Origin of the sequence: Mycolicibacterium vaccae NBRC 14118 = CIP 105934 (assembly GCF_001552715.1) — a bacterium.
Classification (GTDB): domain Bacteria; phylum Actinomycetota; class Actinomycetes; order Mycobacteriales; family Mycobacteriaceae; genus Mycobacterium; species Mycobacterium vaccae.
In genome coordinates this window covers 1-14927 of record NZ_BCRS01000016.1, presented here as the reverse complement: position 1 = coordinate 14927, position 14927 = coordinate 1, and the positions used below count along the sequence as shown (strand labels likewise).

Here is a 14927-nt window from a genome sequence, read left to right as displayed (position 1 = left end):
CATGACCGCAGGACGATTCCACCGGGGCCGGCGTGTCCCGGGCTCGGGTGAACAGCGGGTGCTGGTGGACCCGTCGAACGGCCGGCCGACCACGACCGTCTCCGAGGCGTCGGTCTCCGAAGCGACACAGGCCGTTTCGGCGGCGTCAGAGGCGTTCGGCGACTGGTCGCGGCGCACCGCGGGGGAACGCGCCCGGGTGCTGCTGCGGTGGGCCGACCTCATCGACGCCCACGCCGCGGAGATCACCGCGCTGGAGGTGGCCGAGACCGGCAAGCCGGAGGCGGTCTTCCGGGACGGCGAGCTTCCGTTCGGCACCGACAATCTGCGGTTCTTCGCCGGTGCGGGCCGTTCATTGGAGGAGACCGGCGCAGGCCTGCTCAGCCAGGGGTACACCTCGATGATCGTGCGGCGCCCGGTGGGTCCGGTCGTCGGCATCGCGCCGTGGAACTTCCCGATGATCATGGGACTGTGGAAGATCGGCCCGGCACTGGCGGCGGGCAACACGATGGTCGTCAAACCGGCGCCCACCACCCCGTCGAGCACGCTCTACCTCGCCGAACTCGCTGTCGAAGCCGGGGTGCCGCCCGGGGTGCTCGAGGTGGTGACCGGCGATCAGGAGGTCGGGCAGGCGCTGGTGTCCGACGAGCGGGTACAGCTGGTGTCGATCACCGGTTCGACCCGCGCGGGGCGGCAGGTCATGTCGTCCGCGGCGCTGCGCGGGGCGCGGGTGCACCTCGAACTCGGCGGGAAGGCACCGTGTCTGGTGTTCGAGGATGCCCACCTCGACGACGCCGCGCACGGTATCGCGATGGGGGCCACCTACAACTCCGGGCAGGACTGCACGGCGGCCACCCGGGTCTACGTCCACGAGTCGGTGTTCGACGACTTCGTCGGCCGGCTCACCCTGGCCTTCAACAGCATTCGGGTCGGCGATCCGCGGGACAGCGCCACCGACATCGGCCCGCTGATCAGCCTCGAGCATCGGGCACGGGTGCACGGTTTCGTCGAGCGGGCCGTCGCAGCGGGCGCGACGGTCCGGTGCGGAGGCGTGCTCCCGGACGGCGACGGCGCCTACTATCCGCCGACGCTGATCACCGGCGCCGAGCAGTCCGCCGAGATCGTCCAGGACGAGGTGTTCGGTCCGGTCCTAGTCGCGCTGCCGTTCGGCGACGAGGCCGAGGCCGTCCGGTTGGCCAACGACTGCCGGTACGGTCTGGCGTCGTCGGTGTGGACGGTGGACGTGGCCCGCGCGTTACGGGTCGCGCACTCGATCGAGGCCGGCGTCACCTGGGTCAACGACCATCTCCCCATCGCGTCGGAGGCTCCGCACGGCGGGGTGAAGGCCAGCGGGTTCGGCAAGGACATGAGCCAGGCCGCGGTGACCGAGTACACAGTGGCGCGCCACATCATGGTCAAGCACGCCCCGCGGGCGGCGCACGACTCATTCCGTCCGTCGTGAGCACTGCCGCGCCGTAATTGGATTTCCCGACCCGCGCCCCCGCGCCTACCCTGGGTAGCCGCGCTAACTAAGTGCGCAGATCCAGGGAGTGTGCATGAGTACCGGGCCGATGACGCGACCAGACGCCACGTCCGCGACGCCGCGGAAAGCCCCGCCGAGTACCGGCGTCATCATCGCTCTGCTGGTGTTCTCGGCATTCGTCATGATCCTCAACGAGACGATCATGAGTGTCGCGCTGCCGGTGCTGATCGTCGACCTGGAGATCTCGGCCCGCACGGCGCAGTGGCTGACGAGCGGCTTCCTGCTCACCATGGCCGTGGTGATCCCGATGTCGGGCTCGCTGATGCAGCGCTTCCCGGTCCGGGTGATCTTCGTGTCGTCGATGTCGCTGTTCTGCGTCGGCACGCTCGTCTCGGCGCTGGCGCCGGGGTTCGCAATTCTGCTGGCGGGCCGCGTCGTACAGGCGTGCGGGACCGCCGTCATGGTGCCGCTGCTGATGACGACGGTGATGAAGCTGATCCCCGCCGAACGCCGCGGGCAGACGATGGGCACGATCTCGATCGTCATCGCGGTCGCGCCAGCGGTGGGGCCCACGCTGTCCGGATTCATCCTCGGCTCGCTGAACTGGCGGTGGATGTTCTGGATCGTGCTGCCGATCGCGTTGCTCGGGCTGGTGGCCGGCCTGCGCTGGCTGCACGTTGCCGACGACCGGGAGCAACCCACCCGGATCGACCGCGTCTCGGTGCCACTCTCGGCGATCGCGTTCGCGGGCTTGGTGTTCGGGCTGTCGGAACTGGGCGCGTCCGGTCAGGGCGACCAGGCCGTGCCGGCGTGGGTGCCGCTGTCGGCCGGTGTGGTGGCGCTGGCGCTGTTCGGCGCGCGACAGGTGCAGTTGCAGCGCGACGACCGCGCGTTCCTGGATCTGCGACCGTTCACCTATCGGCGGTTCTCGGTGTCGGTGGCCCTGGTGGTCATCGGCTTCATGGGCCTGTTCGGTGCGATCATCATGGTGCCGCTCTACGTTCAGGACGTGCTCGGCCAGAGCGCGCTGGTCGCCGGGCTGACCAGTCTGCCCGGCGGACTGCTCATGGGCCTGGCGGGCCCGTTGGTCGGGCGGGTGTACGACCGGCACGGTGCCCGGCGGCTCGTCGTCCCCGGCTCGCTCATGCTCTTCCTGTCGCTGTGCGGCTTCGCGATGGTGTCGGCGGCCACGCCCATCTGGCAACTCGTTGTCGTGCAGACCATCATGATGGTCGGCCTGTCGATGATGTTCACCCCGTTGATGACCGACGCGCTCAGTGCGCTGCCGGACCGGCTGTACGCCCACGGCAGCGCCATCATGACGACGCTGCAGCAGGTCGCGGGCGCCGCGGGCACCGCCTTGTTCGTGACGGTGATGACCAAGGCCTCGGTGTCCGGCGGGGCGCCCGACATGCCGGGTGTGCACGCGGCCTTCGTCGCCGCGGCCGTGATCGGCGCGGTCGCCGTGGTGCTGGCGTTCTTCACCGCCTCACGCCCGCTGCCGGCGCACGGCACGCCGACGCACTAGCCGCCAACCCCCGCGTCAGTCGTTCTCGCGTGGTGGCGGCTCGACTGCCACACCACCTGATGCGTGCTCGGGGCCGGCGTCGGGATGCTCGGCGGGCACCCGCTCGCGGAATCGCATCGCCTCGCTGGAACCGCGTGGTTGTGCCTGCCTGTCAGGGCTGCGGTAGGGCCCGGGCTTGGTCCGAGGCTCACCGCCCGGAAAGGCGAGACGAAAGATGGTGCGGTGCACCGTGAACCACTGCTTGCCGAACGGGCCGGAGTTGTACGGCAATTCGTAGCGTTCACAGATGTCTTTGACCTTTGGCGCGATCTCGGAGTACCGGCTGCTGGGCATATCCGGATACAGGTGATGTTCGACCTGGTAGCCGAGGTTTCCGCTGATGACGTGGAACAGCGGACTGCCCTCGATGTTGGCTGCGCCGATCAGCTGCCGGACGTACCAGCCGCCGCGGGTTTCGTTCTCGACCTCCTCTTCCTTGAAGGTGTACGTCTGGTCCGGGAAGTGCCCGCAGAAGATGATCGCGTGCGCCCATACGTTGCGGATGAGATTGGCCAGTGCGTCGGCGGCCAAGGTGCGCAGAAACGTGCTTTCGACACCGGGCAGCACGCGGTCGAAAGTGTCCGCCACCGTGGCAGCCCGGCCTGTGCCGGCGACCTTGCGGAGTCGGCGCCCGATGCGTGAATGCGCCGGTTGCTCGATCCGGCGCCCCAGCCCCAGCTTGGCCAACGCGAAGGCGCCCGCGCTGACCGCCGGCCAGCCGATGTAGTCCTTGAGGATCTGTGCGCGCGCCTTGCCGGTGATGCCCTTGAGCTCTTGGCGGACCTCAGACCAGGGCTTCTCGCCTCTTTGCGCGGCCCTGAAGTCGATGTCGTGTACCGCCACCCCCCACTCGAACAGCACCGTCAGCAGGAAGTTGAACAACGGCTGCGCCAACCACACCGGATGCCAGGGCTGACGGGGATCGATGCGCATGATCTCGTAACCGAGATCGCGGTCCTTGCCGAGAATGTTCGTATAGGTGTGGTGGATGTAGTTGTGCGAGTGCTTCCAGGACTGCGCGGTCGAGGCGGTATCCCAGTCCCACACCGAGGAATGGATGTCGGGATCATTCATCCAATCCCATTGGCCGTGAAGGATATTGTGGCCGAGTTCCATGTTCTCCAGGATCTTGGCCATCCCGAGGCAGGCAGTGCCGAGCACCCACGCCGTGCGTGACCGCGAGCCCAGCAGCAGTACCCGTCCGACGACGACGATCTGGCGCTGCGCCGAGATCACCGCCTTGATGTAGTTGCGGTCACGGTCGCCGAGTTCGGCGAAGACCTCGTCGTGGATCGCGTCGAATTCTTTGGCGAGTTTCTCCAGTTCCTGTTCGCTCAGGCGCTGGAGGGGGCTTTCGATGTAAGTGGTCATTTGGTTCCTCGTGTGTTCACAGTGCGAGTTCCACGTTGCCTTCGGCGGCGTGGATGCAGATCCGTACGTCCTGCCCCGTCGGTTCGGTCACTTCTCCGGATCGCAGGTCGCGCACTCGCCCGGACTTCAGCGTTCCGACGCAGGTGTGGCATATCCCGATCCGGCACCCATAGGCCAGGTTGAGCCCAGCCTTCTCGCCGGCTTCCAGAATCGGTGTGCCGCCGTCACATTCAACGGTCTTTTCGCTGTCCAGGAAGACGATCTCGCCACCCTCACCGGCGCCCGCGTTGCCCCCGATCTTCGGCTGGAATCGCTCGAAGTGCAGTAGGTCGGAGTCACCGTTGTCCTCCCAGTACTCGATCATCGCGTCGAGCAGCTCGCTGGGACCGGAGCAGAACGCCTCGCGCTCGCGCCAGTCCGGGCACACCTCGTCGAGGTCGTTCGCCGACATCCGGCCGCGATCGGAGGTGAGCCGCAGATCCAGCCGCAACCCGTCGTGGCGGCGGTCGAGATCCTCCAAATCCTGCAGGAACATGACCTGGTCCCGGGTACGGGCCGAGTGGATCACGACGACGTCGTCCAACTTGTTTCGGCGGTCGAGGCTGCGGAGCATGCTGATGATCGGGGTGATACCGCTGCCGGCGCTGATGAACAGCATCTTCTCGGGCAGCGGTTCGGGCAGCGTGAACACGCCTTCGATCTCGCTCAGTCGCACCAGTTCGCCGGGTTTGACCTCGTGCACCAGGTACGGCGACACCACGCCCGACGCGACCTTTTTGGGGGTGACGCTGATGAGCCCATCCTCGGGCTGCGGATCGGAGGTGATCGAGTACGCACGCCAGTGGTAGCGGCCGTCGATGACGAGGCCGAGGCGCACGTATTGCCCGGGCTTGTGGCCCGGCCAGTCATATCCGGGCCGGATCAAGACGCTCACCGCCTCGGAGCCCTGCGGCTCGATGCGCTCGACCTTGCCGCGCATCTCCTTGGTCGTCCACAGCGGGTTGATCATCTCGAGGTAGTCGTCGGGACGCAGCGGACTGAACAGGTGCCTGACGGCACGCAGGAACAGCCGCCGCCCCCGGGGCACCGGTGGTTCGGCACCACGCTCGGCCACGTTTCCCCCTACGAGGTCGACGAAGAGTCGGAACGCAGGTCAAGATCGACCTCGGGGTGGGATACACCAGTTGGTGTTACTTGAAACACACCCGAGGCTGAAATATGGCCGGCGACACTCGTGGCGCGGTGGCTGAGGACTGCCGCGACGCCTACGGCGCGGGGGTCACGTCCGCTCCGGACCCCTTGACCGCCGCCTTCGCCCGGTTCTCGGCCCGCACGGTCTTCGTGCCGCGCACGTATCCCGTCACCGAGATCGTCGCGGCCAGCAGGGCATCCTCACCCTTGACGAACGGATGGAATCCGACACCGGCGCCGCCGCGACCCTTGACCGGGATGTCGGCGGCGTCGGTGACCTTCCAGCACTTCTCCGACAGGGACAGGATCGCCTCGCCGTTGGCGCACGAAACCGGCAGCGCGGCAATCACTTCATCGTTCTGGTCACCATCGCTCGCAAGCTTCACCCCGGCCACCCCGTTGCCGGCCGCGCCCTGCGGGTTCACCGCCGCGGGGTCCAGACGCAGGATCTTGCCTCGCCGGGTCACCAGCGCCAGGTGGTACCCCTCGGGCAGCACACCCGAACGCAGCAGACCGGTGATGTCCGGGGCGACCGGGATGTCACGAATCTTGAACGGCAGTCCGTTGCCGGTGGTGAACTTCACCCGCCCGTCGGTCCACACCGCCCAACCCAGACCGGAGGTCAACAGGTCGCCGTGGCTGTCGGAGAACACCCCGCGGTCGTCGAGGCGCCAGGCGGCGTTGACCTTGCGCTCGCGGGGCCCGTCCTCGTCGCCGCCCGCTGCGACGGGGGTGGCGTCGAAGTCCAGCACGGTGCGCCGGTCGAACTCGGGTCCCTTGAACAGTTTCGCGGTCTCCACCAGCTCAGCATCGATCACCTTGCGGCGCGCATCGGGGTTGGTCACCAGCTCGGTCAGTGCCGCGAACTCGGCGTCCAGCTTGTCGGCCTCGGCCTGCAGCTCGATCACGTCGAGCTTGGTCAGTCGCCGAAGCTGCAGTGCCAGCACGTAGTTCGCCTGCTCTTCGTCGATCCCGAAGCGCTTCTGCAGTCCCTGGCGGGCGTCGTCGACGGTGTCCGAACCGCGGATCACCGCGACCGCAGCGTCGATGTCGAGGTGGATCGTCAGCAGGCCGGCCACCAGGTGGCGGCGCGCGGTGACCTTCTCCAGCCGGTACTCGCTGCGGTGCAGCACCACCGAATCACGCAGCGACAGGAACGCCGAGATCAACTCGCGCACCGACCACCACCGCGGAATCCGGTTCTCGTCGAGGGCGACCACGCTGGCGGCGAACGTCGACTCCAGCGGTGTCAGGGCAAGCAGCTGCTCCCGGATGGTCTCGGCGCTGTGCCCACGTTTGGCGGTGACCACGATCCGCAGCCCGTTGCGGCGGTCGGTCAGGTCCGACATGTCCGCCACCCCGGCCAGTTCACCGGACTCGACCAGCGCCCGGATCCGGTCCTGCACGGTGTTGCTGGCGACACCGGGCGGCAGCTCGGTGATGACGCAGTTCTTGCCGTCGACCGACACCGTGCCGCGCACCGTGAACGCGCCACGGCCGGTGGTGATGTACTCGCGCAGCCCGGCGGTGCCGACCACCGTGGCTCCGCACCCCCAGTCAGGGCCGGGGATGAGCTTCACCAGCCTGTCGTCGGTCATGTTCGGGGTTTTCAGCAGCGCCCGGCAGGCCGCCATGACCTCGCGGGGATTGTGCGCGGGCACCTTGGTGGCCCAGCCCTCGGCGATGCCCACGGCGCCGTTGCACAGCAACACCGGCCACTGTGCCGGCAGCATCGTCGGCTCGGTCCACTCACCGTCGAACGTCGGCACCATGGGCACGGCGTGGTCGTCGAGTTCGGCGGTCAGCGCGGCGCCGGGTGCCGACAGCCGCATCTCGGTGTAGCGGTCAGCCGCCGGAATGTCGCCCTGGATGCGCGGGAAGGCGCCCTGCCCGTCGATGACCTTCACGCGCTGGAACTCCGCGGCCATCAGCGCCGCGGCCCCGTACATCGACGCGCCGCCGTGCGGGTGCAGGTTGCCGGTGACCGCCGAGCAGATCTTCGACGACTTCTGAGGTTTGTTGCCGGGCAACAGTTTCGACTCGTGCATCTGATACAGCAGGCGTCGCTGGCCGGGCTTGAGTCCGTCGTAGGCTGACGGGATCGCGCGGTCGCTGACGCTGTAGAGCGCGAACGTCAGCTGGTAGTGGTTCCAGTAGTCGTCGGCGCTCTGGTCCAGAACCAGGTCGGGGTTCTGCTCGGGAACGTCCAGGGTGGCGGTCACAGTGTTCTTCCCACTAGGTTCTTCCCACTCCTTCTAGGTCAGGTCCAGCGCCAGGGTGTCGACACGGGAGGCCACGTCGGCCATCCACGTGCGCCGGCCCTCTGGCGGTCCGCCGAACAACGTGTGGTGCAGTCTCTGCTCGCCGTCGTCGAGGTGCACCCGGATCACCGTGCGGCGCTGCGGATCCAGCACGGTGTTCCAGAAGTCGTCGGCGTCCATCTCGCCGAGGCCCTTGTTGCGCTGCACCTCGACCCGCTTCTTGGAGGTGGCCTTCAGCTGCGCCACCGCGGCGTCCCGCTCGGACTCGTCCTGGCAGTAGATCCGTTCGTCACCGTTCTTCACCACGAACAGCGGCGGCAGCGTCACGTACACCATCCCGGCCGCGACGAGCGGACGGTAGAAGTCCAGGAACATCGAGATCAGGCTGGAGTTGATGTTGCCGCCGTCCGGGTCGGCGTCGGAGGCGAACAGGATCCGGTCATACCGGCACAGTTCCGGGTCGCAGTTGTCGCGCACCCCGCAGCCCAGGATGCGTTCGATCGAGTCGAACTCGTCCTTGGCCCGCGCCTTGCTCAGGGCGTACCCGTAGACGTTGGGCGGTTTCCCCTTCAGCGGGAACGCGGCCTGGAAGGTGGCGTCCCGGGCCGCCTTGATGGTGCCCAGCGCCGAGTCGCCCTCGCAGAGGAACAGTTCGGCGCCCGAGCCGCGGCCGGACTCCCGGCTGGGCAGCAGCTTCGGCGGCAGCGACAGGTTGGTGCCCAGGCCCTTGGCCTTGGACGCGGCGCGGGACCGGGCCTTGGCGCCCTCGGCGCTGCGTCGTGCCCGGGCCGACTCCAGCGCCAGCTTGGTCCACAGCGACACCGTGTCGCCGTTGGCGGGGTTGGCCGCCCAGATGGTGACGCTGCGCGCCACATCCGGGGCCATCGCCACGTTCAGCGAGCGGGACGACACCGCGGTCTTGGCCTGCGAATCCCAGGCCACGTCGGGGGCGCGGGTATCGACGGCCAGCGCGGTGACGGCGGCGAAATCCTGTGGCTCGGGGCCTTCTTCACCCTTGGCCAGACCCAGGTCCCGGATCCGGGACGCGCGGTCGGCCAGCGCCTCGGAGAGCCCCTTCACCGCGGCCGTCAGGTGCGATCCGCCGCCGGGGGTGCGCACGGTGTTGCAGAACGCGGCGACCGTGGCCGGTTCTGCGGGTCCGGCGGTCAGCGACCAGCGGAACGGGGTGGGGCCGCGACCGGTGGTGTATTCGCCGCGGCCCTCCACGACGGCCCGCACGCCCGGCACCGGCGTGCCGGCGGCGGTGCACATGAGGTCGAGCAGGGTGTCGGTGCCCCACGGGCCGCTGAACGGCTCGAGCAGCTCGGGCCGGATCTCCTCGCCGGGCCAGCCCTCGTCGGTGACGACCAGGTGCACCCCGGGTGACATCCGCGCTGCGGCGTGCGCCCGCAGCAGCACCTCGTTGATGTCCACGCTGGAGTCCGGCACCACCGCCGGGTCGAACAGGATCCGCACCGTGGTGCCGTGCGCGTCGGGTTTGCGGTTGCCGGTGCCGCGCAGTTTCTGCGCGTCGACCCGGGCGAACGGGGCAGCCGGGTCGAATTCCCGGCCCTCGAACGTGCCGGGATAACCACCCCCGAAACTCTGCAGGTAGGTCTTGCCCGCGCGGCGCACCGTCACGTCGGTCCGTGCGGAGATGAACACCGCTGCCGCGGCCCCGATGCCGTTCAGTCCGGCGCCGGTGCTGGTGGCGTCGGCGTGTGCGGAGAACTTGCCGCCGGCCCGCGCCGTGCCGAGCGTCTTGACGATGCCGTTCTTCCCGGTGACCGGGTCGGAGTCGACCGGCAGGCCGCGGCCGTCGTCGGCGACACTGACCGATCCGTCGGCGTGCAAGGTGATCGTCACGCACGACCCGCCGTGGCTGGGGTCGGCGACCTCTTCGATCGCGTTGTCGATCAGCTCGCGCAGGGCCGTGTTGAGCACGTCCAGACCCAGGTTGACCGCCGGCCGCAGGCGTGTGTGCTGGACATCATCGAGCTCGGTGATGTCGGCGGCGGTGTAACTCACTACTGGTCCTCTCCTCGGTACCGGGACGTGTCGGGGTGCGGCGACACAGGGCCGGCGTACGCATTCTGCCTTGCACCACCGACAGCGCCGGGGTGGCTCCGCCGGCCGTGTCGCGGGGCACCGGGACGGCGGTGACCTGGATCGCATCCGGCTGCGTATGCCCGTCCACGCCACCCACCGGCGGAGGCTCAGTCGCGGGACGTGGCCCGGATTCCCGCCAGCACCACCGCGACGATGCGTTCGGCGTCGGCCCGTGTGAAGGTTCGCGTCCCGCGACTGGCGATGAGATGCACGGGGCCGGAGATCATCTCACCGAGGAAGCCGCTGTCGACGGGTGGGAGTTCGCCCCGATCGACGGCGCTGTCCACCCGGCGCGCAAGGGCGGCCACCCGCCGATCGAGGATCTTGGCCTGCGCCTGGATGGCGGACGGGCTCCGCGCGGCCGCGACGGCCTGTTCCAGCGCGCGCCCGAACGGTGTCTCCAGGCCCCCCGCGAGGGCCAGCAGGAAATCTGCGAGGTCCTTGTCGAGGTCGCCGGTGTCGCCGATGCTGGCGAGATCCTCGGCGTAGCGCAGCAGCGCGTCGGCGACGAGATCCTCGCGGTCGGGCCAGTTGCGGTAGACGCTGGCCCGGTGCACGCCGGCGAGTTCGGCGACGTCCTCGTAGCGGAAGTTCGCGATTCCATCGCGTGCGATGAGTTGTGCTGTCGCACCGAGGATCTGGTCCCGCACCCGAGCGGTGCGGCCACCCGGACGTCGGGTCGGGGGCGGGACCGCGGCGCCGTCGGACATCGGGGACCCACCTCCATTTCCGGACCGGCCACCGATTGTCCTCAGCCGCGGCCTTGCGGGGCAACCGGGCACCCACTACCGTCCCCTTAATGCGATATTAGTCGCATTAAGTTGCTTTTCGTCCCACCACTGACCGCCGACCTGAGGGGAGCGACATGACGGGAGCCGGCGGACACCGCTGGAGCAGGCGGTTGCTCCTGTGGGCCGCGGTCCTCACCCTCGCCAACGTGCTGGCCGACGTGGTCATCGGGTCGCCCATGATGGTCCTGCCGCAGCTGATGGACCACTTCGACACCGACCAGGCCGCGTGGCTCAACGCGAGCGCGATGCTGGCCGGCGCTCTGTGGTCCCCGCTGCTGGCCAGGAGCTCCGACGTGTTCGGCACGCGGCGGGTGCTCGTCGGCACGCTGCTGCTCGCGGGTGCCGGCGCGCTGGTGTGCCTGGTCGCGCCCACCCTCGCCGTCTTCCTGCTGGGTCGCTTCCTGCAGGGCGCCGCGTTCGCCGCGGTGTTCCTGTCGGTGGCCCTGGTGCGCCAGATCTGTGCGCCGCAGGTGGCGATGGCCGTGGTGGGACTGGTGACCTCGGGCTCCTCCATCGTCGGCATCGTCGAGCCGTTCCTGATGACGCCGGTGGTCGGCATGTTCGGTTATCGCGGTGTGTTCGTCGTCGCAGCGCTGTTCGCCGGCGCGGCCGCGTTGTGCGTGCATTTCGGCATCCCGGAGTCGCCGATCCGCAGCACCGGCCGGCTCGACGTGGTCGGCGCGTTGCTGCTCGGCGGCGGTCTCGGCGCGGTGCTGGCATACGTGAGTCTCGGCGCTGCCGTCGGCTGGCTCTCGTGGCCCATGATCGCGCTGGTGACGGCAGGGGCGGCCGCGCTGGCCGGGTGGCTGTTCCTGGCGCTGCGCATCGCCGACCCCGTCATCGACATCCGCGCACTGAACCGTCCGATTCTGCTGACGCTGCTGGCCCTGGTCCTGGCAGCGGGAGCATTCCGGAGCATGCTGCAGTTGACGGGCCTCATCGCCCAGGTGCCGCCCGGCCTCGGTCTGGGTTACGGGTTGGGCACCGGAGAAGCGGTCGCGGTGCTGCTCGCCGCGCCCAACCTCGGCATCGTCGCCGGTGGGGTGTGCGCCGGGTGGCTCGCAGGGCGTACGGGTCCCGCGCTACCGCTGTGCATCGGTGTCGCCGTCGGGACAGCCGCCACATTCGCGATGCTGGCAGGCGTGTCTTCGCTCGCGCCGGCCATCGCCTGCGGTGTCCTGCTCGGGGTGGCCGCCGGCGCGATCGGCGCCTCCGGCTACAACCTGGCTACCAGCTTCGAAGCACCGGAGCGCCAGGGCACCACCGCCGGGCTGGTGTCAGTCGTGCTGGCCCTGGGCTCGGTCGTCTTCACCTTCGCCGGCGGCGAGATCCTCAAGGCCACCCACATCTCCGGAACCTTCGCCGACGGCGCGCCGGTGAGCACGGCGACGGGCATCCACCTCTACGTCCTGATGGCGGGATCCCTCTTCGGCCTCGCAGCCATACCCGCGATCATGGTCCTGCGCAGCCGGTCCGGTGGTTCGGAACCCGGCGGAACGGGCATGTACCGGGCAATCGTCTCGGACCAGAGGAGCACCGCATGACAAGCCGGACCGTCGACCAGCGCTCGACGTCGACGCTGTTGCTACCCGCCGCTGTCAGCCTGGCCACCGCGGCGACGCTGGTGGTGAACTACCTGGCCAACGGTCTGCCGATCAACGGCCAGACCACCGGCGACGTGACGCGCCGCTTCGAGGTCTACTTCGTGCCGGCCGGTTACGTGTTCTCCATCTGGAGCCTGATCTACCTGGGGTTGATCGCCTACAGCGGATATCTCGGCCTCACGCTGGCCCGCAACCGGCCCGACAGCGGCGCGGCCCGGGCCGTCGCGCCGCTGTACCTGATCACCGCGCTGGCGAACTGCTCGTGGCTGTTCGCCTGGCACTACAACCTTTTCCCGCTGAGCATGGCGCTGATGGCGGTGCTGCTCGGCACGCTGATCCTCATCTACCGGGTGCAGGCGGCGCGACCGGCCACCTCGAAGCTGGAACTGTGGACCGTGCACATCCCGTTCCGGGTGTACCTGGGCTGGATCTCGGTGGCCACCATCGCCAATGCGACGATCACACTCGACCACGCGGGCTGGTCCGGATTCGGTCTGTCCGAGCCGACCTGGGGGGTCATCATGGTGGTGGTCGCGGCCGCACTCGGGTTGACGATGAGTCTGCGCTTCGGCGACATCGCCTACGTGGCGGTGCTCGTCTGGGCGCTGGTCGGTATCGCGGTCCGCCTGAGCGACACCACCCCGATTCTGGTCGCGTCGTTGGCGGGCGCGGCGGTGCCGGCGCTGTCCCTGCTGGTCACCGCACGTCGTGGCGCCGGGGTCAGCGACGGTGGCCGGGAAGAAGCCGGGCCAGTTCGTCGAACACCGCCTGGTTGAGCGCGAACGCGCACTTGACCTCGCTCACCACCCGGTCGACGCCGATCGCGTCCAGGCCCAGTCGGTCGAGGCGGTCCCGGTAGGCATCCCGGTAGGGCTTCACGCGGAACCCGAAGTCGTAGAACGTCAGTCCCGCTCCGCCGAGCTCGAACTCGCGGTCGAGGATCGCGGCCATGGCCTGGCCGCCGGACAGATCGCCCAGATAGCGGGTGTAGTGATGGGCCACCAACGCGCCGCCCCAGGACAATTCGGCTATCCGATCGCGATAACGTTGCGCCGCAGGTGAATCCACGCTCAGGTCACGGCCGGGGGACCAATGAGCCAGATCAGCGTCGATGGCCGGGACCCGTTCCAATGCCGGGTCGAAGACCGCGGCGACCAGTGGGTCGGTGCGATGGGCGCGCACGGCGTCTTCGAGCGCGCCGTAGATCACCCGCAGCCGCAGCAGGTACTCGGCGTATCCCTGCTCATCGACCCTCCCCGAGAGCAACTCGGTCACGAACACCGAATGCTCGGCGGCCTCGTGCTCGTGCGCCGAGTCCTCCCTGATCGCGACGGACAGCGGCCGAGTGGTCTCGGCAGTGCTGGGACGCATGTCGCGGCCTCCATGTCATCGGGGGCGTTTCGGCAAGCCTAACGGTGGGCGTCCTCAGGCCGCGACCGCGGCGCCGCAGATACTGCACACTTCGAACGTCCGGCGCTTCCACCGCGCGATCGGCACGAAGAACAGCGTGAACTGTTTGAACTCGCGCATCCTGCTCCACTGCGTGGTGTTGTGGCATCGCGGACAGGTCCTGACCTGCCCCGCGCCCAGATACTTCTGCTTGGTGCCGTACCCGAAGAAGAGCAACACCTCACCAGGTTACGGGGCGTCGCGCGGTGGCCGTCAGATTCGGTGTGCCGTCCCGGTCCCGGGTGATCAGCCCACGTTCCTGGAACGCGTCGAGCCACCCGCCCATCGGCCAGCTGTCCCAGCGGCGGTGGTACACATGCGCATTGCGCACGATGTCGACGAGGTGGCGCACCGGGGGGTCTTCTACCGGGTGGTGCTGGTGGAACGCGTGCGCGCCGCCCACCCACCGCATCGGCACATCGAGGGCCTGCGCACACCGGGCGAAGTCGGTGTCCTCGCCGCCGTAACCCTCGTACTCTTCGCAGAATCCCCCGATGCGGTCCCAGGTGGCGCGGCGCACCGCGAACGACAGCGACCAGAACAGCGCGTATTCCGTTGTCGCCAGCACGGTTCCGTCAGGCGGGGACGGCCGGGCCGGGTGCGGACGGACATGGCGGTTCAGGGTCGCCAGGTCGTATCCCGACGGTCCGGCCGGCGGCAGGTAGGTGACGGGCCCGCACAGCAACGCATCCTGGTGGCGACGTCGGGACGCGGCCGACCGGTAGCGCTCGATCAGACCGGGCGACGGGATGCAGTCCACGTCGAGGAAGATCAGCAGTTCGGCCCCGTGGTCGAGGGCGGTCCGCGCGCCGGCGTTGCGGGCGGCGGCCAGGGGCAGCGGCTCCACCGCGGGGAACTCGACGACAGTTGCGGTGTGCCCTTCGGAGGCCGGTACCGCGGCGACGGCGGGGTCACCCAGCGCGACGACCACGTGCGCGCCATATGCCCGGGCGCCTGCGCGCAGCCCGCGAATCTGGTTGCGCAGGTGGCGATGTCGTCCGTGCGCGATGGTGATCACCGCGGTGTTCATGCCGGTCCCGCATCACGGCGGCACCGGACGGCGGTCGATTCGATCGCGGCGGCGGCGCGCGCGCCGGCGCCGCG

At 69.0% G+C, this 14927-nt stretch carries 12 protein-coding genes; 4 read left to right on the top strand and 8 right to left on the bottom strand.

From position 1 onward, the window contains the following. The first annotated feature begins 1 nt into the window (after position 1). Positions 2-1459, top strand: coding sequence for an aminobutyraldehyde dehydrogenase (locus tag MVA01S_RS05285; RefSeq protein ID WP_003931474.1), 1458 nt, complete (start codon positions 2-4; stop codon positions 1457-1459). Positions 1460-1553: 94 nt separating this feature from the next. Continuing rightward, positions 1554-3008, top strand: a complete 1455-nt coding sequence (locus MVA01S_RS05280; protein WP_051015303.1) for a DHA2 family efflux MFS transporter permease subunit — start codon at positions 1554-1556, stop codon at positions 3006-3008. 15 nt (positions 3009-3023) lie between these two features. Here MVA01S_RS05280 and MVA01S_RS05275 read toward each other — a convergent pair whose 3' ends face one another. The 5 genes from MVA01S_RS05275 to MVA01S_RS05255 all read right to left on the bottom strand — a co-directional run bounded on the left by MVA01S_RS05275 (position 3024) and on the right by MVA01S_RS05255 (position 10689). Continuing rightward, positions 3024-4418, bottom strand: a complete 1395-nt coding sequence (locus MVA01S_RS05275; RefSeq protein WP_003931476.1) for a fatty acid desaturase family protein — start codon at positions 4416-4418, stop codon at positions 3024-3026. A 16-nt stretch (positions 4419-4434) separates the two neighbouring features. After that, positions 4435-5532, bottom strand: coding sequence for a ferredoxin reductase (locus MVA01S_RS05270; RefSeq protein ID WP_060941549.1), 1098 nt, complete (start codon positions 5530-5532; stop codon positions 4435-4437). Positions 5533-5683: 151 nt separating this feature from the next. After that, positions 5684-7831 carry a DNA gyrase subunit A gene (locus tag MVA01S_RS05265; protein WP_003931479.1) on the bottom strand — a complete coding sequence of 716 codons (2148 nt, stop codon included), beginning with the start codon at positions 7829-7831 and terminating at the stop codon, positions 5684-5686. Positions 7832-7864: 33 nt separating this feature from the next. Then, positions 7865-9898 (bottom strand): toprim domain-containing protein, encoded by a 2034-nt coding sequence (locus tag MVA01S_RS05260; RefSeq protein ID WP_003931480.1) that lies wholly within the window; start codon positions 9896-9898, stop codon positions 7865-7867. A gap of 188 nt (positions 9899-10086) precedes the next feature. Further along, positions 10087-10689 (bottom strand): TetR/AcrR family transcriptional regulator, encoded by a 603-nt coding sequence (locus MVA01S_RS05255; RefSeq protein WP_003931481.1) that lies wholly within the window; start codon positions 10687-10689, stop codon positions 10087-10089. Between the two features lie 155 nt (positions 10690-10844). Between MVA01S_RS05255 and MVA01S_RS05250 the strand changes: the two genes are divergently transcribed. Together MVA01S_RS05250 and MVA01S_RS05245 are read left to right on the top strand one after the other, a co-directional pair. Beyond that, positions 10845-12314 (top strand): MFS transporter, encoded by a 1470-nt coding sequence (locus MVA01S_RS05250; RefSeq protein ID WP_003931482.1) that lies wholly within the window; start codon positions 10845-10847, stop codon positions 12312-12314. Next, a complete protein-coding gene (locus tag MVA01S_RS05245) occupies positions 12311-13150 on the top strand; it encodes a TspO/MBR family protein (RefSeq protein ID WP_003931483.1) in 840 nt (279 codons plus the stop codon). The genes MVA01S_RS05250 and MVA01S_RS05245 overlap by 4 nt, the downstream gene beginning before the upstream one ends. Here the strand turns inward: MVA01S_RS05245 and MVA01S_RS05240 are convergent. From MVA01S_RS05240 to MVA01S_RS05230, 3 genes are read right to left on the bottom strand one after another with little or no spacing between them, the layout of a single operon-like run. Next, complete coding sequence (locus tag MVA01S_RS05240) at positions 13095-13745, bottom strand: biliverdin-producing heme oxygenase (RefSeq protein ID WP_003931484.1); 651 nt, start codon at positions 13743-13745, stop codon at positions 13095-13097. The genes MVA01S_RS05245 and MVA01S_RS05240 overlap by 56 nt on opposite strands. Before the next feature lie 54 nt (positions 13746-13799). Next, positions 13800-14003 carry a zinc-ribbon domain-containing protein gene (locus tag MVA01S_RS05235; RefSeq protein WP_003931485.1) on the bottom strand — a complete coding sequence of 68 codons (204 nt, stop codon included), beginning with the start codon at positions 14001-14003 and terminating at the stop codon, positions 13800-13802. A gap of 1 nt (position 14004) precedes the next feature. Then, positions 14005-14853 (bottom strand): glycosyltransferase family 2 protein, encoded by an 849-nt coding sequence (locus MVA01S_RS05230; protein WP_003931486.1) that lies wholly within the window; start codon positions 14851-14853, stop codon positions 14005-14007. Between the last annotated feature and the right edge of the window lie 74 nt (positions 14854-14927).

What these genes read in the sequence shown, in the direction of transcription:
- MVA01S_RS05275 (WP_003931476.1), bottom strand. Translation starts at nt 4,418, where the DNA reads ATGACCACTTACATCGAAAGCCCCCTCCAGCGCCTGAGCGAACAGGAA.
- MVA01S_RS05255 (WP_003931481.1), bottom strand. Translation starts at nt 10,689, where the DNA reads ATGTCCGACGGCGCCGCGGTCCCGCCCCCGACCCGACGTCCGGGTGGC.
- MVA01S_RS05280 (WP_051015303.1), top strand. Translation starts at nt 1,554, where the DNA reads ATGAGTACCGGGCCGATGACGCGACCAGACGCCACGTCCGCGACGCCG.
- MVA01S_RS05240 (WP_003931484.1), bottom strand. Translation starts at nt 13,745, where the DNA reads ATGCGTCCCAGCACTGCCGAGACCACTCGGCCGCTGTCCGTCGCGATC.
- MVA01S_RS05245 (WP_003931483.1), top strand. Translation starts at nt 12,311, where the DNA reads ATGACAAGCCGGACCGTCGACCAGCGCTCGACGTCGACGCTGTTGCTA.
- MVA01S_RS05285 (WP_003931474.1), top strand. Translation starts at nt 2, where the DNA reads ATGACCGCAGGACGATTCCACCGGGGCCGGCGTGTCCCGGGCTCGGGT.
- MVA01S_RS05230 (WP_003931486.1), bottom strand. Translation starts at nt 14,853, where the DNA reads ATGAACACCGCGGTGATCACCATCGCGCACGGACGACATCGCCACCTG.
- MVA01S_RS05250 (WP_003931482.1), top strand. Translation starts at nt 10,845, where the DNA reads ATGACGGGAGCCGGCGGACACCGCTGGAGCAGGCGGTTGCTCCTGTGG.